General features: G+C 66.8%; 28 protein-coding genes and 1 tRNA gene. 20 read left to right on the forward strand and 9 right to left on the reverse strand.

The features are described 5' to 3' along the window. The first annotated feature begins 86 nt into the window (after positions 1 to 86). Complete coding sequence (locus ABUA28_RS11770) at positions 87 to 389, forward strand: helix-turn-helix domain-containing protein (protein ID WP_349904375.1); 303 nt, start codon at positions 87 to 89, stop codon at positions 387 to 389. Between the two features lie 21 nt (positions 390 to 410). On the opposite strand, the gene ABUA28_RS11775 is transcribed toward ABUA28_RS11770, so the two are convergent. Then, on the reverse strand, positions 411 to 707 hold the full coding sequence (locus ABUA28_RS11775; protein WP_349904376.1) for a hypothetical protein: 297 nt from the start codon (positions 705 to 707) through the stop codon (positions 411 to 413). A 201-nt stretch (positions 708 to 908) separates the two neighbouring features. Between ABUA28_RS11775 and ABUA28_RS11780 the strand changes: the two genes are divergently transcribed. From ABUA28_RS11780 to ABUA28_RS11790, 3 genes are read left to right on the forward strand one after another with little or no spacing between them, the layout of a single operon-like run. Continuing rightward, positions 909 to 1160, forward strand: a complete 252-nt coding sequence (locus ABUA28_RS11780) for a hypothetical protein (RefSeq protein ID WP_349904377.1) — start codon at positions 909 to 911, stop codon at positions 1158 to 1160. Continuing rightward, positions 1148 to 1573: a PIN domain nuclease gene (locus ABUA28_RS11785; protein WP_349904378.1), complete on the forward strand. Its 426-nt coding sequence runs from the start codon at positions 1148 to 1150 to the stop codon at positions 1571 to 1573. Before ABUA28_RS11780 ends, ABUA28_RS11785 begins: the two co-directional genes overlap by 13 nt. 1 nt (position 1574) lies before the next feature. Then, entirely contained in the window at positions 1575 to 2345 is a 771-nt protein-coding gene (locus tag ABUA28_RS11790; protein ID WP_349904379.1) for a DUF1353 domain-containing protein, read from the forward strand. A gap of 19 nt (positions 2346 to 2364) precedes the next feature. On the opposite strand, the gene ABUA28_RS11795 is transcribed toward ABUA28_RS11790, so the two are convergent. From ABUA28_RS11795 to ABUA28_RS11805, 3 genes are read right to left on the reverse strand one after another with little or no spacing between them, the layout of a single operon-like run. Continuing rightward, positions 2365 to 3126, reverse strand: coding sequence for an ABC transporter ATP-binding protein (locus ABUA28_RS11795; RefSeq protein WP_349904380.1), 762 nt, complete (start codon positions 3124 to 3126; stop codon positions 2365 to 2367). Beyond that, positions 3127 to 3945: an ABC transporter permease gene (locus ABUA28_RS11800; protein ID WP_349904381.1), complete on the reverse strand. Its 819-nt coding sequence runs from the start codon at positions 3943 to 3945 to the stop codon at positions 3127 to 3129. Positions 3946 to 3989: 44 nt separating this feature from the next. After that, positions 3990 to 4682 (reverse strand): phosphocholine cytidylyltransferase family protein, encoded by a 693-nt coding sequence (locus tag ABUA28_RS11805; protein WP_349904382.1) that lies wholly within the window; start codon positions 4680 to 4682, stop codon positions 3990 to 3992. Positions 4683 to 4998: 316 nt separating this feature from the next. Here ABUA28_RS11805 and ABUA28_RS11810 point away from each other — a divergent pair, with 316 nt between their 5' ends. From ABUA28_RS11810 to ABUA28_RS11820, 3 genes are read left to right on the forward strand one after another with little or no spacing between them, the layout of a single operon-like run. Further along, positions 4999 to 6237: an ABC transporter ATP-binding protein gene (locus tag ABUA28_RS11810; RefSeq protein WP_349904383.1), complete on the forward strand. Its 1239-nt coding sequence runs from the start codon at positions 4999 to 5001 to the stop codon at positions 6235 to 6237. Next, the gene (locus ABUA28_RS11815) at positions 6213 to 7784 is read left to right on the forward strand and encodes a hypothetical protein (RefSeq protein WP_349904384.1); all 1572 of its coding nucleotides are present in this window, start codon (positions 6213 to 6215) and stop codon (positions 7782 to 7784) included. Before ABUA28_RS11810 ends, ABUA28_RS11815 begins: the two co-directional genes overlap by 25 nt. Before the next feature lie 9 nt (positions 7785 to 7793). Further along, a complete protein-coding gene (locus ABUA28_RS11820) occupies positions 7794 to 8057 on the forward strand; it encodes a DUF3039 domain-containing protein (protein WP_349904385.1) in 264 nt (87 codons plus the stop codon). A 128-nt stretch (positions 8058 to 8185) separates the two neighbouring features. On the opposite strand, the gene ABUA28_RS11825 is transcribed toward ABUA28_RS11820, so the two are convergent. After that, positions 8186 to 9481, reverse strand: a complete 1296-nt coding sequence (locus tag ABUA28_RS11825; protein WP_349904386.1) for a nicotinate phosphoribosyltransferase — start codon at positions 9479 to 9481, stop codon at positions 8186 to 8188. 50 nt (positions 9482 to 9531) lie between these two features. Here ABUA28_RS11825 and murI point away from each other — a divergent pair, with 50 nt between their 5' ends. The 4 genes from murI to ABUA28_RS11845 all read left to right on the forward strand — a co-directional run bounded on the left by murI (position 9532) and on the right by ABUA28_RS11845 (position 12411). Continuing rightward, positions 9532 to 10389, forward strand: coding sequence for a glutamate racemase (murI, locus tag ABUA28_RS11830; RefSeq protein WP_349904387.1), 858 nt, complete (start codon positions 9532 to 9534; stop codon positions 10387 to 10389). Next, positions 10386 to 11117 (forward strand): ribonuclease PH, encoded by a 732-nt coding sequence (gene rph, locus ABUA28_RS11835; protein WP_349904388.1) that lies wholly within the window; start codon positions 10386 to 10388, stop codon positions 11115 to 11117. The genes murI and rph overlap by 4 nt, the downstream gene beginning before the upstream one ends. Further along, positions 11111 to 11719 (forward strand): RdgB/HAM1 family non-canonical purine NTP pyrophosphatase, encoded by a 609-nt coding sequence (rdgB, locus tag ABUA28_RS11840; RefSeq protein ID WP_349904470.1) that lies wholly within the window; start codon positions 11111 to 11113, stop codon positions 11717 to 11719. Before rph ends, rdgB begins: the two co-directional genes overlap by 7 nt. A 128-nt stretch (positions 11720 to 11847) precedes the next feature. After that, positions 11848 to 12411: a HEAT repeat domain-containing protein gene (locus ABUA28_RS11845; protein ID WP_349904389.1), complete on the forward strand. Its 564-nt coding sequence runs from the start codon at positions 11848 to 11850 to the stop codon at positions 12409 to 12411. A 40-nt stretch (positions 12412 to 12451) separates the two neighbouring features. Here the strand turns inward: ABUA28_RS11845 and ABUA28_RS11850 are convergent, their stop codons facing one another. The 4 genes from ABUA28_RS11850 to ABUA28_RS11865 all read right to left on the reverse strand — a co-directional run bounded on the left by ABUA28_RS11850 (position 12452) and on the right by ABUA28_RS11865 (position 16688). Then, positions 12452 to 13183, reverse strand: coding sequence for a DedA family protein (locus ABUA28_RS11850; protein WP_407075446.1), 732 nt, complete (start codon positions 13181 to 13183; stop codon positions 12452 to 12454). Between the two features lie 88 nt (positions 13184 to 13271). Beyond that, positions 13272 to 13353, reverse strand: a tRNA-Leu gene (locus tag ABUA28_RS11855). Positions 13354 to 13359: 6 nt separating this feature from the next. Continuing rightward, a complete protein-coding gene (locus ABUA28_RS11860) occupies positions 13360 to 15882 on the reverse strand; it encodes an ABC transporter permease (protein ID WP_349904391.1) in 2523 nt (840 codons plus the stop codon). An 11-nt stretch (positions 15883 to 15893) separates the two neighbouring features. Further along, a complete protein-coding gene (locus ABUA28_RS11865) occupies positions 15894 to 16688 on the reverse strand; it encodes an ABC transporter ATP-binding protein (protein ID WP_349904392.1) in 795 nt (264 codons plus the stop codon). A gap of 110 nt (positions 16689 to 16798) precedes the next feature. On the opposite strand from ABUA28_RS11865, the gene ABUA28_RS11870 reads away from it, so the two are divergent. The 9 genes from ABUA28_RS11870 (at position 16799) to ABUA28_RS11910 (ending at position 23349) form a co-directional block, all read left to right on the forward strand. Next, a complete protein-coding gene (locus ABUA28_RS11870) occupies positions 16799 to 18058 on the forward strand; it encodes a sensor histidine kinase (protein ID WP_349904393.1) in 1260 nt (419 codons plus the stop codon). Further along, a complete protein-coding gene (locus ABUA28_RS11875; protein WP_349904394.1) occupies positions 18046 to 18690 on the forward strand; it encodes a response regulator transcription factor in 645 nt (214 codons plus the stop codon). The genes ABUA28_RS11870 and ABUA28_RS11875 overlap by 13 nt, the downstream gene beginning before the upstream one ends. 72 nt (positions 18691 to 18762) lie before the next feature. Further along, positions 18763 to 20049, forward strand: a complete 1287-nt coding sequence (locus ABUA28_RS11880) for a CpaF family protein (RefSeq protein WP_349904395.1) — start codon at positions 18763 to 18765, stop codon at positions 20047 to 20049. Continuing rightward, positions 20046 to 20909 (forward strand): type II secretion system F family protein, encoded by an 864-nt coding sequence (locus tag ABUA28_RS11885; RefSeq protein ID WP_349904396.1) that lies wholly within the window; start codon positions 20046 to 20048, stop codon positions 20907 to 20909. Before ABUA28_RS11880 ends, ABUA28_RS11885 begins: the two co-directional genes overlap by 4 nt. After that, on the forward strand, positions 20897 to 21844 hold the full coding sequence (locus ABUA28_RS11890) for a type II secretion system F family protein (RefSeq protein ID WP_349904397.1): 948 nt from the start codon (positions 20897 to 20899) through the stop codon (positions 21842 to 21844). The genes ABUA28_RS11885 and ABUA28_RS11890 overlap by 13 nt, the downstream gene beginning before the upstream one ends. A 33-nt stretch (positions 21845 to 21877) precedes the next feature. Beyond that, positions 21878 to 22066, forward strand: coding sequence for a hypothetical protein (locus ABUA28_RS11895; RefSeq protein WP_349904398.1), 189 nt, complete (start codon positions 21878 to 21880; stop codon positions 22064 to 22066). A 20-nt stretch (positions 22067 to 22086) separates the two neighbouring features. Further along, positions 22087 to 22476: a TadE/TadG family type IV pilus assembly protein gene (locus ABUA28_RS11900; RefSeq protein WP_349904399.1), complete on the forward strand. Its 390-nt coding sequence runs from the start codon at positions 22087 to 22089 to the stop codon at positions 22474 to 22476. Next, positions 22451 to 22903 carry a hypothetical protein gene (locus ABUA28_RS11905; RefSeq protein WP_349904400.1) on the forward strand — a complete coding sequence of 151 codons (453 nt, stop codon included), beginning with the start codon at positions 22451 to 22453 and terminating at the stop codon, positions 22901 to 22903. Before ABUA28_RS11900 ends, ABUA28_RS11905 begins: the two co-directional genes overlap by 26 nt. Continuing rightward, positions 22900 to 23349, forward strand: a complete 450-nt coding sequence (locus ABUA28_RS11910; protein ID WP_349904401.1) for a pilus assembly protein TadG-related protein — start codon at positions 22900 to 22902, stop codon at positions 23347 to 23349. Before ABUA28_RS11905 ends, ABUA28_RS11910 begins: the two co-directional genes overlap by 4 nt. Positions 23350 to 23351 lie beyond the last annotated feature (2 nt).

The raw sequence follows: 23351 nt of genomic DNA on the forward strand, positions 1-23351 counted from the left end.
GCTAGTAAGGCATGAACTCTTGAGGCATTAAAGCATGAGTGACGATGGCTCTGGATAGTGGTGCTGCGGGCGCGTAGTCATGAGTGATGGCCGACACACACTCCGAAGCCGCCCGGATTCTGGGCGAGCGGGTGCGGGTATACCGGCAGGAGCTGGGGCTGAGTCAGGAAGACATCGCGGACCTGGCCGAGATGCACGTGACGAACCTGGGCAAGATCGAGCGCGGGCAGTCGAACCCGAGCCTGACCACGATCATCCGGATCTCAGGCGTGCTGGATGTCGACCCGGCCGAGCTTGTGCGCGGGCTCGGTCTCGACGAGATTCCCCCGCGCGCTCACAGGCTCACCGCCGCAGACCTTATCCGCGAGCGGAGCAAGCGCGAACGCTAGCGCCTGCGCTGGTGTACGCGGCTAGAAGCTCACGCGCCAGAGGTATTCGCCGCCCCACGGACGGAACCACCGCACGATCACCACGCTGCTGCGCGCGAGGTCGTCGCCGCGCAGGGTGAACTCGATGAAGTCGCCGGGTTGCAGCCTGCTCGGGATGCCCGCGAGCAGCACCCCGGAGCCGAGGAGCGTCAGCGAGATGCCGCGCAGCTCCTCCGTTCCGTCGTTACTCAGGCGATAGACCGGAGCGCAGTCGCGATCGAGGTGGAACGGAACCAGGTAGGCGGACGGTGGCGGGATGTCGGGAACCAGTCTGAGCATGTCTGCACGCTAGGGTGGGCATCCGACGACCGCGCCGACCCTGTGGATGGCCGGAATCAGCGGTTGGCTGTGGGGGAGTAGAACACCACTCCTCACCCAGGCGTGGCGCGAGTTCTTCGTCCACAAAGACCGTCTGCGGTGCCCCTCCCAAGCCCATCAACCGCTACTTTGCCGTTGAGTCTCGGGAAAGGGATATATACAATGAAGCTGATTGAGGATATACGACGTGAGGGAGGGGCAGTCATGACGAAACGTCTCGTAGAGATCGATGATGAAGACCTCCGTGTGGCACAGGAGCTCCTGCAGGTTTCGACGATCAAAGAAACCGTTGCGCTGGCGCTCAAAGAGGTCATCGCACTCGATGCGCGGCGCAAGTACATCGCGTTGCTGCGCGATGGGCACCTTGAGCTGATGGCAGACAAGGATGAGCGGCGCCGCGCATGGGGGCAGTAGCGACGCACATTATTGATAGCAGCGCGATGTCGCGCACGCGTGAGCAGGAGGTTGGGGCGGTTATCGGTTCGCTCATTGATCTCGGCCGCGTGGCCACCTGCGCGGTGTTGGACTTTGAAGCTCTTTACACTGCCCGCAGTCCGAGCGAGTATGTCGCAATCGGTGAACTGCGACGAGGTGCGTTCGAATATCTACCGGTCAACGATGCGGAGTGGTCGCGAGCCTTGGAGGTGCAGGCCGTGCTCGCATCCCAGTCGCGGCTGCGCGAGGTGGGGATGGCCGACCTCCTCATCGCCGCCGTTGCCGAACGGCACGGGCTGACCCTGTTGCACTATGACGGCGACTTCGACACCATCGCCGAAATAACCGGCCAGGATGCGCGCTGGGTCGTTCCGCGGGGCCAGACTCCGTAGTATGCCTTTCTACGACGAACAGGGCGCGCCGCTCGACCGGATCTATCTGGTGCAGCGATCACCCCGGCACTTTCAGTTGCTTCGGCCCATCAGCTTTCTCGAGGCCGGTCGGCCTGAGTCGCAGCGCGTCGAGGTCCCCGCGCATGACCCCGACCTCCCCGCGGTCGGCGACAACCAGACCGACCTCGCGTCGGTGCCGCCGTTCCTGTGGGGGCTCGTCGCCAGCTACGGGCGGCAAAGCGCCGCGGCACTGCTGCACGATCACCTCAGCGACGAGGCGCGTCGCGGCGACCCGGCCACGCGCATCCGCCGTCGGCGGGAGGCCGACCGGCTGTTCGGTGTCGCCCTGCTCGACAGCGGCATTTCGATACTGCGGATGCTGATCATGCGGTCGTTCGTGAGCGTGCAGAAGTATGTGGAGTTCCGTCGTTGGCAGGCCTCCGCCATGATCGCCCATGCGGTACTCGCGATCGCCGCTGTCTACGCCGTGATCGGTGCCGTCGCGGGGCTGTGGACAACGCCCCTCGGGTCATCGCCGTGGGTTCTGTTGTTCGTTCTGCTGCCCGCGGTGACGACGGTGGCCTGGGGGCGGGATACGGTCACGATGATCGTGGTCGTGTACGCGGGAGCGATCTTCGCCCCGTTCATCCTGGCGGCGTTCATCGCCCAGTTCTTCCTGTTGCTGGTGGAGGGCGTCGTCTGGCTGCTGGCAGGCAGGCGCAGCCCCGTTCCCGTCCTCGGACCCACGATCCTCGCCAGGCACAGGCCGTAGCCCCGAGACGCCAGCGCGGTCAGACCCCGTAGTCGGCGTTATAGCGCGCGAGCACCTCTTCGATCGAGGCGTCGAGCACGAGCGCACCCTTGTCGAGGTAGAGCCCCCGCGTGCAGAAGCGCTTGAGGTCTTTCTCGTTGTGCGAGACGAAGAACATGGTGCGGCCACCCGCCAGCATCTCCTCGATGCGGCGGTAGCACTTCTCCCGGAATGCCTTGTCGCCCACGGCGAGCACCTCATCCACGAGCAGGATGGGTTCCTCGAGTCTCGAGATCACGGCAAAGGCGATGCGCACCCGCATCCCGCTCGAGAGGTGCTTGTAAGGGGTGTCGAGAAAGTTGCCGATCTCGGCGAAGTCGATGATCTCGTCGAAGCGCGCATCAATCTCGTGGCGCTTCATGCCGTGCAGGCCGGCGGTGAGGTAGACGTTGTCGCGCACCGAGAGGTCGTCCACGAACCCGCCCGTGATCTCGATCAGGGGAGCGACCCCCGAGTTCACCTGCACGGAACCCTCGTCGGGGAACATCACCTCGGCGACGAGTTTCAGCAGCGTCGACTTGCCCTGGCCGTTCCGACCGACGACACCGATCGCTTCGCCCGCCGCGACACTGAAGCTGACGTCTCGCAGCGCCCAGAACTCGCTCGAGCGGGTTCGGCGCGTGCGACCGGCAAAGAGGTCCTTGAAGTTGCGACGCGACAGGCGGTTGCGGCGAAAACGGATGCCGGCATTCTTCACCTCGATCACGGCCAGCGCCTGGGCTGCGGATGTCGTCTCGGCCACCTAGATTTCCTTCAATACGGCGCGAATCGTGCGCCTGAACACGAGCAGGCCGATGCCGAAGATCACAAGGCACATGATGGCACTCACGATCACATCGAACCAGTGGCCCTGGATCTCCAGAGGAAAGAACGCGGAGCGATACAGCGCAAAGATTCCCGACAGGGGATTGAACGCGGAGATGATGTGCAGGCCGTGGGGCAGGTTGGTGAGGCTGTAGATGATCGGCGACGCGTAGAACAGAAAGCGCAGCGCGAGCTTCACCGCCCGCTCCATGTCCCTGAAGAATACGACCAGTGGCGCGACGATGAAGCCGATGCCGAGCGTGAGGATCGCCTGCATGATGATGGCCACGGGCAGCAGCAGGATCTCGCCGTGCACGACCGCCGGGGTGTCAGTGAACTCGGAGAGGATGACGAAGATGGCGATGACGGGAAGGCTGACGACGAACTCGATGCCCTTCGAGAGCACGATGCGACCGACCCAGATGGTGCGAGGGATCTTGGTGGACCGGATGAGTTTGGACTCGCGCAGGAATGCCCTGGTGGCATCCGAGACGCTCCCGTTGAACCACATCCAGGGCAGTAGCGCGGTCAGGAGGAACACGATGTACGGCTGGTGGCCGATCCCGCGCGGGAAGATCTGCGTGAAGACGAACCAGTAGATCGCCGCCATGACGAGGGGGTCGAGGATCGACCAGAAGTAGCCGAGCGCCGAGGTGGAGTAACGCACCTTCAGGTCGCGGGTTGTCAGCAGCCAGAGCGAGTGCCGATAACGTGCCAACGCCGATTTACTCGGGCGAGCGTCGAGAGCTGCACTCACGCGTACCGAATCCTCACGAGTCGCGCACCCCCGTGCGCTCCACGTCAGACGAAGAGGTTTGCGCGCTCCAGGTCTTCGGCAAAGTCGATCTCTACGGCGTAGAGGTCGGAGATGTCTACCGGCTCAAATCGTAGCTTGTCCTGCTCGATCGCCAGCTCAATTCCGCGCTCGAAGTAGTCCTGGTCGCCGACGCGAACGAGTTGGCGAAGCAGGGCGGCCTTGTCGCGGGCCGAGACGTAGTTGATTCCGACGGCCTCGCCGAGCCCGCCCTTGACGGTCTTGGAGAGTTCGGTGATGTAGCCCTCGGCGCCCACCGTGTACTTGACCTCCTCATCGGAGACCTTCGAGGTGTTGACCGAGACGAAGGACTGCTCCTGCTCGATGAGCGTGGCCGCGCGCCGCAGGGCCTCTGGATCGAAGACGACGTCGCCGTTCATCCACAGCACACCGCCATCCTTGGATGCCCGCAGTGCGCGCATGAGACTCTTGGACGTGTTCGTCTGGTCGTACTGCTCGTTGTAGACGAAGGATGCGCTCGGGAACGCCTCGACGATGTGCTCGAGCTTGTAGCCGACGACGATGGTGATGTCGGCCTTCGGGCCGAATGCGGCGTGGATGTTGTCGAACTGCTGCTGCATGATGCTGCGGCCGTCGCCTAGCTCGGTGAGCGGCTTCGGAAGTGAACGCCCAAGACGGCTTCCCATGCCCGCTGCCAAAATGACAATCTGCGTGCTCATGATCGGTCGATCTCCTTGGTTGCCTGGTTGTCCTGTGCGGCAGTTCTCTATATTTCAGGAATTTCCTATGAATTTCCCGAACATCCTGAGGAGATCGGCCCACATGAGGCCAGCTAATTGCACAAGCCTTGATTTCACCAAGGCCAAGATTTCACAAAGGATTTACCGCACAGCTGTACTGTCGACACCTCGTCGTGCTTCACCAACTGTACCGAGGGGGCCGTCGTTTGGCTCGTTTTCGCCCGTCTTGTAGTCAATTCGTAATGGAACCGAGTCTTGTGGACTGTGGCTCAGGCGGCGTTGATACGGTTGGCGGGTGGATCCAGAAACCGACGACCGAGAGCCCATCGTTCCAGGAGTCGACGCGGACACTCCCGCCCAGAATTCTGCAGCCGAACCTGCAGTGAAGAAGCCCGCAGCAAGGAAGCCTGCGGCCAGGAAGCCGGCGGCGGCGAAGAAACCCGCGGCGAAGTCGGCCGCGACGAAGTCATCGCCCCGGAGCACCTCGTCGCGCAGCACCTCAACGCGCAGTGCCTCGACTCGCAGCACCTCGACTAAGGCCGGTGCCGCCAAGCCCGCAGCATCCGAGTCTTCTCGTGCACAGTCGCCCGCCGCTGCCGCAGTGAAGACCACCGCCGCGCAGCCCGCGACCAAGAAGCCTGCCGCGAGGAAGCCTGCCGCGAAGACCACAAACACGAAACCGGCGGCCACCGCGCCAGCGGTCGACGCGTCCGCGGCCGAGAATCCCGAAAGGATCGAGCAGGCGACGAAGGATGCGTCCCGACGAGGTCCGCGGGAGACGGTTCTCAAGATCGCGGGGCTCAGCAAGCATTTCGGCCAGACCTTTGCGGTCGATGACGTGTCGCTCTCCGTGCAGGCAGGCACGGTATTCGGCATCGTCGGCCCGAACGGCGCGGGCAAGACCACGACGCTGTCGATGGTCACGGGCCTGTTGCGGCCGGACTCGGGCACCGTTGAGGTGCACGGCGCGAACGTCTGGACGGATCCGGCCAAGGCCAAGCGCAACATGGGCGTGCTTCCCGATCGGCTCAGGCTGTTCGACCGGCTCACCGGCAACCAGCTCCTCTATTACGCTGGCGTGCTGCGCGGCCTCTCCAGCGCGACGGTGAAGGCGCGCTCGGCCGACCTCGCCGTCGCCTTCGGGCTCGAGGAGGCACTCGATCGGCTGGTTGCGGATTATTCGGCCGGCATGACCAAGAAGATCGCCATCGCGGCCGCGATGATCCACTCTCCGCGGCTTCTCGTGCTCGACGAGCCGTTCGAGTCCGTCGACCCGGTCTCCGCCGCGAACGTGATCGAGATCCTGCAGAGATATACGGATGCGGGCGGCACGGTCGTGCTGTCCAGCCACAGCATGGATCTCATCCAGAGGATCTGCGACTCCGTGGCGATCATCGTCGACGGCAAGGTGCTCGACTCCGGAACGATGAGGCAGGTGCGCGGCACGAGATCACTCGAGGAGCGCTTCGTCGAACTCGCCGGTGGTCGCAGGAGCGCGGAGGGCATGGAGTGGCTGCACACTTTCTCCGACTGAAGCTGAGGCTGCTCGGCAACACCCTGCGGCGCAGCCCTATGCAGGTCGTCGGCATCGTCCTGGCGCTTCTCTACGGTCTCGGCGCGGCGATCCTCGCCGTGAGCGCACTCGTCGCCCTGCGCTTCGCCGAGGCGGGAATCGCGGGGTCGATCGCGACGATCATCGGTTCCGTTCTCATGCTCGGCTTCCTGCTCGTGCCCCTCGCGTTCGGCGTGGATGACACGCTCGACCCGAGGAGATTCGAAACCCTCGGCATCCCCGCATCCAGGCTCGCCGGCGGACTCGCGCTCGCCGCACTGATCGGGGTGCCCTCGCTCGTGATCATCGTGATCGCGATAGCGCAGGCGACCACGTGGTCGCGGGGCCCGCTTCCGGAGCTGCTCGCGGTTGTCGGGGCCGTGGTCATCGTCGCCAGCTGTGTGCTGGGGGCCAGGGTCACGACATCCATCGCGGCATTCGCGCTGTCGAGTCGTCGAGCACGAGAGGCGACGGGCTTCGTCACCATCGTCGTGATCGTGTTGCTTGCACCGATCGTGGTGTACCTCACCTCGCTCGACTGGGCGAAGGATGGCGAGGCCGTGCTCGCGAACATCGCCCGCGTCGTCGGGTGGACGCCGCTGGGTGCCGCGTGGGCCGCCCCAGCGGACGCCGCGCTCGGAAACGAGGGCACCGCGCTGGCCAAGGCGGCCATCGGGATCGCCTGTGCGGTTATCCTGTGGTTCGCCTGGCGCGCGCTCGTCGCCACGATGCTCGTGACCCCCGAGCGCGAGCCGCAGGCGCACCACGAGTCCGGGCTCGGCTGGTTCAGTCGGATGCCAGACACTCCGGCAGGCGTGATCGCCGCGCGCAGTCTCCACTACTGGTTCCGCGATCCCCGGTACCGCATCTCGCTCGTCATGGTGCCGATCGTGCCCGTGCTGCTCATCCTGCCGCTCTACACGGCGGGCGTGTGGTGGCAGAACCTCGCGCTCATCCCTGTGCCGGTCATGTGCCTGTTTCTCACCTGGTCGATCCACAACGACGTCGCGTACGACCACAATGCGATCTGGCTGCACGTGGCATCCAACACCTCCGGCTGGGCGGATCGCTTCGGGCGCACGGTTCCTGCGCTCGTCCTGGGCATTCCACTCATCCTGATCGGGTCGCCGATCTGCGCGGCGCTCTTCGGCGACTGGACGGTGCTCCCGTCGCTTCTCGGCCTGGGCTTCTGCGTGCTGTTCATCGGTCTCGGGCTCTCGAGCGTCACATCCGCCCTGTTCCCGTATCCCGCGGTGCGGCCGGGCGACGGGCCGTTCATGCAGCCGCAGTCGAGCGGAACGGTCGCCGCGCTGGCCCAGTCGCTCTCCTTCTTCGCGATCATCCTGATCTCGCTGCCCGTGGTCGCGCTCGCCTGGCTCGGATTCATTTTCGGCATCTGGTGGCACCTCGGCGCCCTCGCCCTGGGTCTCGCGATCGGCCTCGCCGGTTTCTTCGTCGGGCTGAACTGGGGCGGCAGAATCTTCGCTCGGCGTGCACCGGAACTGCTCGCGTTCATGCTTCGGAACTAACATCGTTGTATGAGTGGCGATACACAACAGGGCGGCGGCGGAACGGACACCCTCGACCGTGAGCTCGAGGAACTCCTCACCAGGGAGCAGATCGAAGACGGCGACCACGAGCGCTTCTCCCACTATGTGAAGAAGGAGAAGATCCTCGAGTCTGCGCTGAGCGGCAAGCCGGTCATCGCGCTGTGCGGCAAGGTGTGGACCCCCGGTCGCGATCCGCAGAAGTTTCCGGTGTGCCCGACCTGCAAGGAGATCTACGACAGCATGAAGAAGTAGCGCTGCCGCTTCTGCGCAGCGGATGGCCGGGATCGGATTGCGGCAAAGCGCGGGTGCGCGGCGCTGACACCCGCACATTGCCGCAACGCGCGGTGATTCCGCCAGCGAGGGCGGCGGGGCAGCCGCCGCTAGGTGTAGTGGGTCGGGATGACCGGCTCGCCACGACCGAGCCGCAACGCCTCGCGGGGGAGTTCGGCGATCGCGGCAGCACGGTGCTCGCGGGCGAGTGCGGTTCCCGCGGTGCCACGGTAGCGCTCATCCGCCACTCCGTCGGTCATGAGCGGAACGAGCAGGGCGCGATGATGGGTGTCGGCCACCTCGGGTTTGTCGACGTGGATGAGCTCCTCCGTCGCGAGTCCGGCGTCGTCCAGTACGCGCACCGGATGCTTGCGGCCGCCGATCGAGATCTTCTCCGGCGATCTCTTGGCCACAGAATGCCACGCGCCATCGGCATCCGTTCTCGCCACGAGCTTGTAGACGAGGCCAGCCGCCGGATGCCCGGAGCCGCTGACCACGGAGGTGCCGACCCCGTACGAATCGACCGGTGCCGCGCGCAGCGCCGCGATCGTGTATTCGTCGAGGTCGTTGGTCACGGTGATCTTGGTCGTGACGGCACCCAGGGCGTCGAGCTGCTTGCGAACGGCTGCAACCAGCTCGGGCAGGTCGCCGCTGTCGATGCGCACGGCACCGAGGGACGTGCCCGCCACCTTCACGGCGTTCTCGACGGCCGCCGCGACATCGTAGGTGTCGACGAGAAGGGTCGTGTTCGAGCCGAGCGTGGCCACCTGAGCGCGGAATGCCTCCTCTTCGCTGTCGTGCAGCAGGGTGAAGGAGTGCGCGGCCGTGCCCATGGTCGGCACGCCCCAGCTGCGTCCGGCCTCAAGGTTGCTCGTTGCGACGAACCCCGCGATATAGGCGGCCCGAGCGGCTCCGACGGCGGCCCGCTCGCTCGCCCGACGCGAGCCCATCTCGGCCAGAGGGCGCCCGCTCGCGGCGGAGACCATCCTGGCCGCGGCGCTCGCCACGGCTGTGTCGTAGTTGAGCACGCTGAGCACGAGGGTCTCGAGAATCACGGCCTCGGCGAAGGTGCCCTCGACGACGAGGATGGGGGAGTTCGGGAAATACGTTTCGCCCTCCTGGTAACCGAAGATCGAGCCATGGAAGCGATAGTCGGCGAGCCAGTCGATGGTGACCGCGTCGACGACGTCGTTCTCGCGCAGCCAGTCGAGTTCGGCATCCCCGAACCGGAAATCGGTGATGAGGTCGAGCAGTCGACCGGTTCCCGCGACGATGCCGTAACGCCTGCCCGCGGGCAGCCTGCGGGCGAAGACCTCGAAGACGCACTCGCGTTCGTGGGTGCCTGCGCGGATGGCCGCATCCAGCATGGTCAGTTCATAGCGGTCGGTCAGGAGTGCGCTGCTCACGTGTCGAGCCTAGCGAGCCGTCCAGACTGCTGCCGCTAAACTTGGGCCTCGTGACTGACGCGCCCATCGGCATCTTCGACTCCGGGGTGGGCGGGCTCACCGTGGCACGCGCCATCATCGACCAACTTCCCGCAGAGTCGATTCTTTACGTCGGAGACACCGCACATTCGCCGTATGGTCCGAAGCCTCTCGCGGAGGTGCGCGGCTACGCCCTCTCGGTCATGGACGATCTCGTGGCGCAGGGCGTGAAGCTGCTCGTGATCGCGTGCAACACCGCATCCGCCGCCATGCTGCGGGATGCCCGCGAGCGCTTCACGGAGGGCTACGGCATTCCGGTGGTCGAGGTCATCCAGCCCGCGGTGCGCTCGGCCGTGCGCAGAACCCGCAACCACCGCGTCGGCGTGATCGGCACCGAGGGCACGATCAAGTCGCGCGCCTACGAAGACGCCTTCGCCGCCGCCACCGATCTCGAGATCTTCACCCAGGCCTGCCCGCGCTTCGTCGAGTTCGTCGAGGCCGGGGTTACCTCGGGCTCCGAGCTGTTCGAGGTGGCGGAGGCCTACCTGAAGCCACTCAAGGACGCGCAGATCGACACGCTCGTGCTCGGCTGCACCCATTATCCGCTGCTCTCCGGCGCGATCCAGTACGTGATGGGCCGCGACGTCACGCTCGTCTCGAGCGCCGAGGAGACCGCGTACGACGTCTACCGCAAGCTCGTGAAGCACGGCCTGCAGCGCCAGGCGACGGATGCCCCCCGCTACGATTTCGAGGCCACCGGCGGCAGCCAGAGCGAGTTCCTCACTCTCGCGCGGCGGTTCCTCGGCCCCGAGGTCTCGACGGTGGAGCTCGTCGAGACCGGCACCATCCACCTCCCGCCACAGCCAGCAGAACAGGACACCACTCCATGAGCGAGACACGTATCGACGGCCGCAGCACCGACCAACTGCGCGAGATCACCATCGAGCGCGGCTGGAGCAAACAGGCCGAGGGCTCCGCGCTCATCTCCTTCGGGAACACGAAGGTGCTGTGCACGGCATCCTTCACCAATGGCGTGCCGCGCTGGCTTGCGGGCAAGGGCAAGGGCTGGGTCACGGCGGAGTATTCGATGCTGCCGCGCTCGACCAACAGCCGCATGGACCGGGAGTCGGTGAAGGGGAGGGTCGGCGGTCGCACCCACGAGATCTCCCGCCTGGTGGGCCGCTCGCTGCGCGCGATCATCGACACGAAGGCGCTCGGTGAGAACACCATCGTCATCGACTGCGACGTTCTGCAGGCGGACGGCGGCACCCGCACCGCGGCGATCACCGGCGCCTACGTCGCTCTCGTCGACGCGATCGAGTGGGCGCGCGAGAAGAAGTTCATCGCCCAAAGGTCCACGCCGCTGATCGACAGCGTCTCCGCGGTGAGCGTCGGCATCGTCGACGGCACCCCCATGCTCGACCTCGCATACACCGAGGACGTGCGGGCCGAGACCGACATGAACGTGGTCGTCACCGGTCGCGGCCTCTTCGTCGAGGTGCAGGGAACCGCGGAGGGCGCCCCGTTCGACCGCGACGAGCTGAACTCGCTGCTCGACCTCGCTCTCGGCGGAACCGAGACGCTGACCGCGCTGCAACGCGCCTCCCTCGCATCGTGAAACTCGTTCTCGCCACCCACAACGCGCACAAGGTCGACGAGCTGCGGCGCATCCTCGGTTCGCAGCTCGACGGGATCGAGCTCGTGGGCTACGACGGCCCCGAGCCGATCGAAGACGGCGACACCTTCGAGGCGAACGCGCTGATCAAGGCGCGGGCGGCATCCGAATTCACCGGCCTTGCCGCGCTCGCCGACGACTCCGGCATCTGCGTCGACGCGCTCGGCGGCGCTCCCGGCATCTACTCCGCGCGGTACGCGGGCACGCGGGACGACACCGACAATTATCGACTGCTGCTGGCAAACCTCGGCGACAACCCGAACCGGGCGGCGAGCTTCATGTGTGCCGCGGCGCTCGTCGTTCCCGCGGGCGTCGGAGCGGATACCGGGGCCGAGCCGTTCGAACACGCCGAACTGGGCGTGTGGCCGGGCGCGATCGCGCGACAGGCCTCCGGCGTCGGCGGCTTCGGTTACGACCCGATCTTCGTTCCGGACGGCCTCACGGTGACCTCGGCGGAACTCACCGCGGACGAGAAGAACGCGATCAGCCATCGCTCTCGGGCCTTCGCGCAGATCATGCCGATCGTGCGAGTGCACCTCCTCTAGCGTCGCTGCGGCGAATCGTTGGCGATTTCCGCCCTTCCCGGCGATTCTTGGGGCGGAAACAGCCAACGATACGGGCGCGTGCAAGGGCGTGAGAGGGGCGTCGGATGACGGGTAGCGTTGAGAGCGCCATGACTAGTGATGAGATCAGCCCCATTCCCCTCGATGATTCGCTCGAGGCGCGCATCGCGCTCGCCGTGAAGCGCTACGGCGAGGAACGCGTGACGGCCATGGCGGTCGGCCTGCTGCGGGCTCGCAACGAGGGTGCAGACATCCTGCTCTACCTCGGCGGGCGTCACGCGCAGGGCGTGCTCGACGGCGCCCCGGCCCTGTACTGGCCGGAGCTGTGGGGTGCTCGCGCCCTCGGGTACGTGTGGGGCGAGGGTGAAGCGGCGGAGGCCGCGACATCCGCCATCATCGCCGGACTCGGCAACCAGGCCTGGCGGGTGCGCGAGATGTGCGCGAAGGTCTGCGCGACCCGCGTGATCGGCGACCCGGCGGCCCTGTCGGCGTTGCTGACGGATGAGGTGCCGCGAGTGCGGTCCGCGGCCACCAGGGCGCTTGCGGAGGTCGGCGCCGTGGAGCACCTGGACCTGCTCACACCGATGCTGAAAGACCCGGACAAAGACGTGCGCCGCGCGGGACAGCGCTCTCTCGATCGCCTGCGCGAGGGCACGAGGCCGTCAGCGGGCTGAATCCCGTCTGAACTCAGGACTCAGACCCGGAACGCAGAGCTCAGGTGTCGGGGTTCTGGTCGAAGGCACCCTTGCGCAGCATGAGCTCCTCCGGGCTGAGCGGTGTCACGCCCTCGCGGTTGGCCTTGCGCGCCTTCCTCGTGGACTGCACGTAGTGGTAGACGGTGGGAATCAGGGTGATCACGACCGCGCCGACGAGGATGACGTCGATGTAGTTGCTGACGAAGTCCGCGACCGGCGGGATATACCCGAGCAGGTAGCCGCCGACGGTGAGGCCCGCCGCCCAGATCACCGCCCCGATCAGGTTGTAGAACGAGTACCTGCGGTAGTTCATGTGGCCGACGCCCGCCGCGACGGGCGCGAAGGTACGCACGATCGGCACGAAGCGGGCGAGGATCACGGCAAGGCCACCGAAGCGCTCGAAGAAGCGGTTGGTGCGCCGCACGTTCTCGATGCTGAACAGGCCGGTCTCCTTGCGTTCGAAGACGCGTGGACCCGCTTTGTGTCCGATGAGATACCCGACTTCTCCCCCGAGGAACGCCGCGAACCCGATGGCTAACGCGACCCACCAGATGTCGATCTGGATGAGCTGCTTGTCGCCCGGGAACGCGAGAAGCCCGGTGATGACGAGCAGGGTGTCGCCCGGAAGGAGGAACCCGACGAGCAGGCCGGTCTCCGCGAACACGATGAAGGCGACGCCGACGAGCGCGAACGCTCCAAAGCCCGCGATGAGCGTGTTCGGGTCGAGCCAGGGGATGAGGGCCGAGTGCACCACGTGGTTGTTCTCCAGTCGTCTGTTAGTGACAGGCTAGTTGGTTGGTCATAGTTGATGCTGTGGGGTTTTCCCCCAATTGATTCCGTGCGGGAGAAGGGACTCGAACCCTCACGCCTTGCGGCACAGGAACCTAAATCCTGCGTGTATACCAATTTCACCACTCCCGCGGCTGGTCAATTGTAGCGAGCAGCCAGCGCGGATCTGGTGGGAATCGCGATCGAGACGAGCCCCAGCAATACGGTCGCCGCGATGATCACCAGATACACGACCGGCTGGATGGTGGGGATCGGCTGGCCGGAGACGCCGACCGCGATTCCGAACAGCGGTGGTATCGCGGCGAGAGTTCCCGCGACGGCCGCGATCCCGCCGATCAGCACGGATTCGATGAAGGTCATCCGCTGTACCTGGCGGTTCGACGCACCGATCAGCCTCAGCAGGGTGAACTCGCGTCTGCGCTCCGCCGTGGCCATCACCAGCGTGTTGATGACCGACAAGGCGATGTATCCGAAGATCACCGCGAGGGCGACGATATTGATCCATGACTGCGAATCCCGCGCGTCGCCTCCCGCAGCGGTGATGGCATCCCGCGGCTGCACGACCAGTCCAAGCGATCGAAGGGCGCTCGCTGCGCTCGTGTGAGCTGCGCTCGTGGTGGACACGAGAAGGTAGTCATCGAGCGCGGTGGTCGTGTGCGGTCGCACGGTACTCGCCGCCATCGTCAGGTCGCCGAAGCCGAGCCCGCGCGAGTAGACGGCGACGACCGTGGCGGTCATGGCTGTGCCATCGCCGAGGTGAAGCTTGAGCGGCTGCCCCACGGCCAGCGGCTGGCCCACCACCGCGCCCGTCACGGCCGCGGTGTCGGAACTCACCGCGACCGTGTTCGGCTCCGACAGCCGGGTCAGGGATCCACTCTTCACGCCGAGGTCGAGGGTGTACTCGAGAGCGGCAGGGTCGATCCCCTGGAGGGAGTATGACGACACCTCCTCGACCAGCGGGGTGTCGACGAGCGCCGTCGACCGCACCACCGGGTTCACGGCGGTCACGCCGGGCACCGTGGCGACCTTGCCCGCCAGCTCGGGTGAAATTCCCGCGGCAGAGGTGACCAGGTAATCCGAGCTGACCCCCTTCACCGTCTGCTGCGACGCCTCTGCAGAGATGGTCGTCGGCAGGAAGAGTTGCACGGACGCGAAGGTGATGGCAAGCGCGAGCGGAACGATGGCGGAGGCCAGTCGGCGCGTGTTTGCCCGCGCGCTCGCCCGGGCCAGCATCGCGGCACCCGAGCGGCCAATGCGCAGGAACGGGCCCACAATGCGCAGGGCCAGCCCCACGATCCAGGGGCCGAGCAGCGCCACAGCAACGATGTTCAGCAGGGATGCGGCCGCTGCGGCTGTGAGACCCAGCAGTCCGGAGAAGACCAGCGGCAGTGCCGACGCGGCGAGACCCAGCGCGAGGAGCAGGACGCCGGTGACCGCCCTGCCCTTGCCCAGACCTCTTTCTTCTGTTGCGGATTCGCGCAGGGCGTCAACCGGAGCTATTTTCGCGGAACGCCGCGCGGCGATCGCAGCGGCACCGAGGGCCGTGGCTAGGCTGATCGCCGCCGCGGTGAGCGCGGGAATGGGGCTGTATGACAGCGCGAAGTCAGCGGGGATGACGTGCGCCTGCACAAACTGATCCTTCAGAAAACCGGCGAGCAGGAATCCTGGAACCGTTCCGAGGAGCGCCGCGGCACCCGCGACGACGAGCACCTCGCGGGCGACGATCGCGTGGATCTGCAGGCCGTGCGTGCCGATCGCCCGAAGCATGGCAAATTCGCGGCGACGCCCGGCGGTCGACAGGGACAGGGTGCTCGCAACCACCACCAGCGCGATCATGAGCGAGACACCCATGAAGGAGCCGCTGAGTTCGGTGATCCGGGCACGAGCGCCGAAGGAGTCGAAGGACTCGAGTTCACCGCGGGCCATTCCGGTGTAGGTCGTGACGCCGGGAACCTTCTCCGCGATCGTGGACGCGAGGCTGCCCGCATCCGTTCCGGGTTTCGCGATCACCCCAATCGTGGCCACCGTGCCGTGGTGCGGCCACAGCTGCTCAGCATGAGCGTCGCTGAAGAAGACCGCAGGCGTCGCATCGCCAGGCTTCTCGCCCTGCGCCGCGTCGTGGCTCGTGCCTGACACCGCGTAGTTGCCTGACACCCTGTAGTTCTGGGCGACTCCGCCGTAGGCGAGCTGGATGCCGCTTCCGGGCTTCAGTCCGAACGAGTCGTCCAGCACGACCTCGTCTGCACCGCGCGGGGCACGCCCGCTGGTCAGCTCGTATGGAGCAAGCGCTGCGCTGGACCAGCCGTGCGCGTCGACCTCACGCTGTGCGCTCGTGGTGAGCGGGATCGTGACATCGGCGATGGCGCGGTCGACGCCCGGGATGGCCGCGACCGTGGCGACGGTCGCATCCGGTAGTCCGGCGCGCTCACTGAACGGCACGGGCGGTTTGGTCGACGACGAGCCGGGGGTGCGGTATGCGGGAAGTTCCTGCGAAGCACCGACGATGACATCGGCGCCCGCGTAGCGCACCGGAGCGATGCCTCCGTTGCGGCCGGACTCGAGGAGAACCCCGAGCGCGGTGAGCAGGGTGGAGGCCAGCAGGATCGCGAGAAAGACGCTCGTGAGGCCGCGACGGTGATAGCGAATCGAACTGAGTGTCACGTGCCACATGGTCACCACTGCCCCAGGGTCGTCATCCGGTCCGCAATGGTCTGCGCGTCGGGGGAGTCGACCGACCCGGCCAGCTGGCCGTCGGCGAGGAACAACACTTTGTCGGCATACGATGCCGCAACGGGATCGTGGGTGACCATCACCACGGTCTGCTGGAGTTCGGATGCCGTGTTCCGCAGCAGGTCGAGCACCTGGTGGCTGGTGCGGGAGTCGAGCGCTCCCGTTGGCTCATCCGCGAAGACCACGTCGGGTTTCGCGATGAGCGCGCGGGCGATCGCCGCGCGCTGCTGTTGCCCGCCCGAGAGCTGCTGCGGGCTCCTGTCGGTGAGGTTCGTGAGGCCGACGGCCTGCACGATGTGGGCGAACCAGGCCTGGTCCACCCGCCGTCTCGCCAGCAGCAGTGGCAGCGTGATGTTCTGCGCGACCGAGAGGTGGGGCAACAGGTTATAGGACTGGAAGACGAATCCGACGTGGTCTCGACGGAAGGTCGTGAGCCGGCGCGGCCTGAGCTTCGAGATCTCGGTGTCTCCGAGGATGACGCGCCCCGAGGTGGGCTTGTCCAGCCCGGCCGCGGAGTTCAGGAACGTGCTCTTGCCCGAGCCGGACGGGCCCATCACCGCGGTGAACGAGCGCGCGGGAACGGTGAGGGTGACCCCGCGCAGGGCGGCGACCTGCTGTGACCCGGATCCGTAGACCTTGGTGACGTTCTCGAGCTGCACCGCGGGCTGGCGATCGCCGGGCGCTCCCGCGAACGTCGGCTCGGCATCCCTGGTCATTTCACGCTTATTGAATGGCATGAAACCGAAACTACGGATGTCGCGCCGCGCGGGCGATCCAGCCAGGCGGCGTCTTCATGGTGTAGCTGGCTATACCGACAATGCGCCCTCGCTCCGACAGTATGGAACCCGTGAGAACTTCCTGGGCATCGCGATGGCGGTCGCTGCCGCGCCTGCTGGTCTATCTCGCGGTCGAGGCGTGCTGGGTGCCTGTATCCCTTGCCGTACTCGTTCTTGTCGTGCTGACGCTGCCGTTCCTGCCATTCGGTGCCGGCCGCGTCGTGGTGCCGTTCACCGCGAGAGTGCTCGACAGGGTGGCCTATCTCGCGAGCGAGCGAGGCACACGGATCGTGGCCATTCCGGCGTGCGCGCGCCGTGACGACCTTGCGGGTTCGCACACGAGCGATGACGTGCGGAAGATCGTCGCCTCGCCCACCACGAGGCGCCAGCTGGGGTGGCTGCTCGTGCACCTGACCATCGTGCTGCTTGTTTCCTTCCTGGGGTGCTGGCTGGTGATCGACGGCCTCATCCTTCTTCTGACGCCGGCCTACTGGTGGCTGTTCGCCGCGTCGAGCCCGTTCAACGTCAATTTCGCGGTGACGAGCTGGCCGCTGGCCTTTCTCGGCACGCTCCTCGGCGTGTTCTATCTGGTGCTCGCGTGGTTTCTCGTTCCGTGGTTCGCGCGCCGCATCGCGAGCAGCACCATCGGCATCCTCGAGCCCAGGCACTATGCAGAACTCAGGACTCGCATCAGCGCACTCTCGACCAGTCGCGCCGCGGCCCTCGCGGCGCACTCAGCGGAGCTTCGCCGCATCGAGCGCGAGCTGCACGACGGCGCGCAGAATCGGCTGCTCGGCGTGGTGATGATGCTCGGATTGGCGCACCGGGCGTTCGAGACCGACCCGGCATCCGCGTTGCCGTTCATCGAACGCGCGCAGGATGCCGCGTCCGGAGCGCTCGCGGAGCTGCGGAATGCGGTGCATGACGTGTACCCGCCGGTGCTGGACGAACTCGGGCTCGCCGGTGCGGCATCCACCCTGGCGAGTCGTTCGGTCATCCCGACCGTGCTCGAGGTCTCGGGGCTGCGGCGTGCGCCCGCGGCGGTGGAGGCTGCGGCCTATTTCGTCATGGCCGAGGCACTCTCGAACGTGGCGAAGCACTCCCAGGCGAGTCATGCGAGCGTGACCCTGCACACGACGCGCGAGTTTGACCAGGACGTTCTCGTGCTCGAGGTGACCGACGACGGCAGGGGAGGCGCAACGGCCGACGGCGCGGGCACAGGGCTCGCAGGAATTGCGCGGCGCGCGGCGGCGTTCGAGGGAACGCTGACCGTGGACAGCCCGGCCGGCGGGCCGACAACAGTGAGGGTGGAGTTGCCATGCGGATTCTGATCGCCGAAGACGACGCGCTGTTGCGCGAGGGGCTCACGCTGCTGCTGCGCAACGAGGGCTTCGAGGTGGTCGCCGCCGTCGGCACTGCGGAAGACCTGCTCGCGGCGTCCGAGACGGTGGAGGCCGACGGCGCCGTTCTCGACGTGCGGATGCCGCCGACCTTCAGTAACGAGGGCCTGAAGGCGGCGCTCGAGCTGCGGTCCCGCACCCCCGGTTTCCCCGTGCTCGTGCTCTCGGCCTACGTCGAGGACGAGTACGCGAGCCGCCTGCTCGCCGGGGGCTCCGAGGGCGTGGGCTATCTGCTCAAGGAGCGCGTAGGCAACATCGGGCAGTTCGTGGATGCGCTGCGCCGCGTGATCGGCGGGGCTACCGTGATGGATCCGGAGGTGATCGCCCAGCTGTTCACCCGTCGCCGGGCGGATGATCCGATCCGCACGCTCACCCCGCGCGAGCACGAGGTTCTGGCGCTCGTGGCGCAGGGCCTCGGCAATCACGAGATCGCGCAGTCGATCACCGTCACGGAGACCGCGGTGAGCAAGCACATCGGCAACATCTTCGCCAAGCTCGGCCTCTCGCCCGACGACAGCGGCAACCGCCGCGTGCTCGCGACCCTGGCGTACCTGAACTCCTGAGGTTCGGGGCGTCATGTGGGCCCCTGTGGATAACCTCAACGCGGTCTTCGCGGTCTGCTCCATGATGTTCGGATGTCGAAGGCCGTATCGATCATCACCGAGCAGGTGCGCGAGCGCGTGCGCCGCGACGGCATCGATCTCGGCGGCGACCACGCACTCGCCCAGCGCTACGTCCACGACGAGGTTCAGCGCTACAGCGAACGTGCCCTGGGAGGCTCGCTCCCGCTGCTGGCCGACGAGGCGCTCACGACGCGGCAGATCGTCGCCACCCTCACCGGCTTCGGCCCGTTGCAGCCGTTCCTCGACGACCCGGAGGTTGAGGAGATCTGGATCAACGGGCCGAGCCGGGTCTTCGTGGCCCGTGGCGGCATCCCGCAGCTCACGAGCGTCGAACTCGACGGCAGCCAGGTGCGTGACCTGGTCGAACGGATGCTGCAGTCATCCGGCCGCCGCGTCGACCTCAGCTCGCCCTTCGTCGACGCGTCCCTGCCCGACGGCAGCAGGCTGCACGTCGTCATTCCCGACATCACGCGCAAGCATTGGGCCGTCAACATCCGCAAGTTCACGAAGCGCATCGGCGAGCTGCAGACGCTCGTCGCGCTCGGCTCGATCACCCAGCAGGCGGCAGAGTTCCTGCGGATGTCAGTCCTGGCGGGGCAGAACATCCTGGTTTCCGGCGCGACCCAGAGTGGCAAGACCACCCTGCTGAACGCGCTGCTCGCCTCCGCGCGGCCGAGCGAGCGCATCGTCACAGTGGAGGAGACCTTCGAACTCGACCTGAGCGCTCGAGACACGGTCGCGATGCAGTGTCGGCAGCCGAGCCTCGAGGGCACGGGCGAGATCACCCTGCGGCGACTGATCAAGGAGGCACTGCGGATGCGCCCCGACCGCCTCGTGGTCGGCGAGGTGCGCGAGGCCGAGTCGCTCGACCTCCTCATCGCGCTTAATTCGGGCCTGCCCGGCATGTGTTCCATCCACGCCAACAGCGCTCGGGATGCTCTCACCAAGCTCTCGACGCTGCCGCTGCTCGCGGGCCGCAACATCGACTCCTCCTTCGTGATCCCCACCGTGGCATCGAGCATCGACATCGTCGTGCACTGCGAGCTCGACCGAAACGGCTCGAGACGCATCACAGAGGTACTCGCGACGAGTGGCAGCGTCATCGAATCCGCTATCGACACGACCACGATTTTCGCGATGCAGCGCGGCACGCTCGTGCCGACGGGAGGCTACCCGATGAAAGCCGAGAAGTTCAGGGCGGCAGGCTTCGACCCCGCTGCCGTGTTGTCAGGCGATGCCACGCTCCCCGAACGTGCGGTACGGCCGGAGGACGCGACGCTGTCAGGAAGTGCCGCATGACGATCCTGCTCGGTTGCTCCTGCGGACTGGGCCTGCTCCTCGTGGCCTCGCCCTTCCTCTGGCCCGCGCGCGCGAAGCGGGAGGCTCGTCGCGGCGGAATCTCGGCCCTGCTGCGGGAACGTCTCGCCCAGGCCGGAATGCCTTCGGCATCGCTCGCGGCCTTCGTCGCCGTCTCCCTTCTCGTCGCCCTGCTCGGCGGAGCGGTTGCCTTCGCGCTCGTGCCCGTCGCGGCGCTTGCCGCTGCGGCCGCACTCGTCGCCGCGGTTCTCCCGCTCACCGTCGTGAACTGGCGCGCGCGGTCGCGCCGGCGTGCCACGCGCGTGATCTGGCCGGATGTCGTCGACCATCTGGTCTCCGCTGTGCGCTCCGGTCTCGCCCTGCCCGACAGCGTTGCTGCTCTCGCGCACACCGGACCCGCGTTCACGAGGGGCGCTTTCGTGGGGTTCGAGCGAGACTATCGTCGCACCGGCAACTTCGCGCTCTGCCTCGACGAGCTGAAGGCCACACTCGCCGATCCGGTCGCTGACCGCATCCTCGAGACTCTGCGGATGTCGCGCGAGGTCGGAGGCAGCGAGCTGACGACCGTGCTCCGCAATCTTGCGGCGTACCTGAGGCAGGATGCGGCCATCCGCTCCGAGGTCGAGGCGCGGCAGTCCTGGGTGAAGAACGCCGCGAAGCTCGGGGTCGCGGCCCCGTGGGTGATCCTCCTGCTCCTCGCAACCAGGCCGGAAGCCGCCGCCGCGTACAACACGGCGGGCGGGGTCGTGCTCATCGTCGGTGGCCTCGTCGTGAGCGTCGTCGCCTACCGCCTCATGCTGAGTCTCGGGCGGATGCCGGAAGAGCGCAGGTGGTTCCAGTGACGTCGCTTGCCGCCTGGGCCGCGGTCTGCGGCCTCGCGCTGGGAGTGGGGCTCTGGTCGCTCGCGAGCCTCGTGCCGCGACTCGGGCGCCCCCGCCTGGTCACCCGCATCGCCCCCTACCTCGCCGACGTCTCACCGCAGGCGCGCGAGATGCTCTCGCGCGGTGCGACCGATCCGCTCCCCGTCATCGGCATGCTCCTCTCGCCGTTTCTGCTCCGTGGCCGGGCGCTGCTCGGACGCGTCCTGGGTGGGGCGGCAACGATCGAACTACGGCTGCGCCAGTCCGGGTCACCCTTGAGCGTTGAGGCGTTCCGGTCACGCCAACTGCTCTGGGGGCTCGGCGGTATCGTGTTCGGACTCGCCGCCGTCTTTGCGATTGCCCGGAGCCACGCCATCGCGCCAGTGCTGGGCATCGTCATCGTCGTCATCGGTGGCGCGGCCGGCGTCGTGCTGCGCGATCACCTGCTGCAGAGGGCCGCCCGCGCTCGGCTGCACAGGATCGCGAACGAACTGCCGACCGTGCTCGAGTTCCTCACCCTGAGCCTCTCGGCCGGAGAGGGAATCCTGGATGCCCTGCGCCGCGTCTCGCAGATCAGCCAGGGTGCGCTCGCGGGTGAGCTGGCGAGGGTGGTGGCGGACGTCAACACCGGGATCCCGCTCGCCGAATCCCTTCGCGCACTCGACAGCGGCATCCGGCTGCCCGCGCTGTCGCGCTGCGTCGAACAGATCACCGGCGCGCTCGAACGAGGCACACCGCTGTCCGAGGTGCTGCGCGCCCAGGCCCAGGACGGCCGCGACGACGCCAAACGCGAGCTGCTCGAACTCGCGGGCAAGAAAGAGGTCGCGATGCTCATCCCGCTCGTCTTCCTCATCCTGCCCACGACTATCGCATTCGCTATCTTCCCCGGGATCTTCGTGCTCCAACTCGGCTTCTGAGCCGCAGACCGCATCAACAGATAAGGAACCATCATGGCCAGACTGCACACCCTCGCCGCACGAATAACCGAGCGCCTCGGGCGTGACGAGCGCGGTGACGTTCCCGGATGGGTGCTCATCACGCTCATGACCGCAGGCCTCGTGATCATCATCTGGGCGATCGCCGGGCCTGCGCTCAGCAACGTGTTCCAGCAGGCAATCTCCCGCGTGCTCAACTTCTGAGCCCCGCGAATCACCGAACTGTGCTGCGACACCTGCGCGACGACGACGGCTCTGCCGTCGCCGAGTTCGTCATGGTCGGCGGCCTGCTGACCGTGCTCACCCTCTCGGTGATCCAGCTCGGCCTCGCGCTGCACATCCGCAACACCGTTCTCGACGCCGCGGCAGAGGGCGCGCGGTACGCGGCCCTCGCCGACAGCGGCCTGCCGGACGGCGTGGCGCGCACGCGCGACCTCATCACCACCGCGATCGGAGCGGCGTACGCAGAGGACGTGACGGCGAGCTATCGGGACTATCTCGGGCATCCGGCAGCAGAGGTCACCGTGCACGCGCCGCTGCCACTCGTCGGCCTGGTCGGAATCGACGGAGGGCTGGAGGTGACGGGCCATGCTTCGGTCGAGACTCTGGGCTGACGACGACGGCAACGCTCCGCTCGAATTCATCACCGCAGGGCTGATCCTGCTGCTGCTGCTCGTGTATCTCGTGCTCGTGGTCTCGGCGCTGCAGGCCGGATCGCTCGCCGTCGAAGGCGCGGCGCGGCAGGCCGTGAGGGTGTTCGTGCAGGCGCACACGGTAGACGAGGCCGAGCAACAGGCCGAGCGGGCCATCCAGTTCGCTCTCAGGGACTACGGTCTCGACGCGCACGACGCAACGGTGTCGATCACCTGCGAGCCGAACCCAAACGCGTGCCTCACGAGACTCGGCACGGTCACGGTGAACGTCGCGGTGTCGGTTCGACTACCGCTCGTGCCCTCGGTTGTCGATGTCAGCGTGCCACTGGCCGTCCCGCTCAAGGCGACTGCCACCGAGCAGGTGTCCCGCTTCTGGAGCGGTTCGTGACCCGCCGATTCCGAGCCGGGATGCGAGACGACGAGGGCTCGATCCTTCCGCTCACGATCTTCTACGGATTCCTCTCGCTCGTGCTCATTCTGCTCGTGGTCGCCGCGACTTCCCTCTACATCGAGCGCAAGCGGCTGTTCACCGTGGCCGATGGCGCCGCTCTCGTCGGCGCAGAGGCCTTCCAGCTCGACGCCGTCACGCAGACACCCGCCGGGTTCCGTCCAACCCTGACGTCAGCGGATGTCGCTGACGCCGTCTCCGACTACCTCGCCTCGGCCCCGCACCGCGACTTCGAATCCCTGCACATCGACCGCGCCGAGACCGTCGACGGCCGCAGTGCCACCGTCGAGCTCTCCGCCTACTGGCGTCCGCCTGTCGTTTCCCTCTTCGTGCCCGACGGCTTCCGCCTCGACGTCACCGCCCTCGCCCGCTCCGTCTTCTATTGACT

This window comes from Parafrigoribacterium humi, assembly GCF_040227205.1.
Classification (GTDB): Bacteria; Actinomycetota; Actinomycetes; order Actinomycetales; family Microbacteriaceae; genus Parafrigoribacterium_A; species Parafrigoribacterium_A humi.

What these genes read in the sequence shown, in the direction of transcription:
- ABUA28_RS11885 (WP_349904396.1), top strand. Translation starts at nt 20,046, where the DNA reads ATGACGATCCTGCTCGGTTGCTCCTGCGGACTGGGCCTGCTCCTCGTG.
- ABUA28_RS11880 (WP_349904395.1), top strand. Translation starts at nt 18,763, where the DNA reads ATGTCGAAGGCCGTATCGATCATCACCGAGCAGGTGCGCGAGCGCGTG.
- ABUA28_RS11785 (WP_349904378.1), top strand. Translation starts at nt 1,148, where the DNA reads ATGGGGGCAGTAGCGACGCACATTATTGATAGCAGCGCGATGTCGCGC.
- ABUA28_RS11895 (WP_349904398.1), top strand. Translation starts at nt 21,878, where the DNA reads ATGGCCAGACTGCACACCCTCGCCGCACGAATAACCGAGCGCCTCGGG.
- ABUA28_RS11805 (WP_349904382.1), bottom strand. Translation starts at nt 4,682, where the DNA reads ATGAGCACGCAGATTGTCATTTTGGCAGCGGGCATGGGAAGCCGTCTT.
- ABUA28_RS11875 (WP_349904394.1), top strand. Translation starts at nt 18,046, where the DNA reads ATGCGGATTCTGATCGCCGAAGACGACGCGCTGTTGCGCGAGGGGCTC.
- ABUA28_RS11820 (WP_349904385.1), top strand. Translation starts at nt 7,794, where the DNA reads ATGAGTGGCGATACACAACAGGGCGGCGGCGGAACGGACACCCTCGAC.
- ABUA28_RS11790 (WP_349904379.1), top strand. Translation starts at nt 1,575, where the DNA reads ATGCCTTTCTACGACGAACAGGGCGCGCCGCTCGACCGGATCTATCTG.
- ABUA28_RS11775 (WP_349904376.1), bottom strand. Translation starts at nt 707, where the DNA reads ATGCTCAGACTGGTTCCCGACATCCCGCCACCGTCCGCCTACCTGGTT.
- rph (WP_349904388.1), top strand. Translation starts at nt 10,386, where the DNA reads ATGAGCGAGACACGTATCGACGGCCGCAGCACCGACCAACTGCGCGAG.
- ABUA28_RS11905 (WP_349904400.1), top strand. Translation starts at nt 22,451, where the DNA reads ATGCTTCGGTCGAGACTCTGGGCTGACGACGACGGCAACGCTCCGCTC.
- ABUA28_RS11770 (WP_349904375.1), top strand. Translation starts at nt 87, where the DNA reads ATGGCCGACACACACTCCGAAGCCGCCCGGATTCTGGGCGAGCGGGTG.
- ABUA28_RS11865 (WP_349904392.1), bottom strand. Translation starts at nt 16,688, where the DNA reads ATGCCATTCAATAAGCGTGAAATGACCAGGGATGCCGAGCCGACGTTC.
- ABUA28_RS11845 (WP_349904389.1), top strand. Translation starts at nt 11,848, where the DNA reads ATGACTAGTGATGAGATCAGCCCCATTCCCCTCGATGATTCGCTCGAG.
- ABUA28_RS11780 (WP_349904377.1), top strand. Translation starts at nt 909, where the DNA reads ATGAAGCTGATTGAGGATATACGACGTGAGGGAGGGGCAGTCATGACG.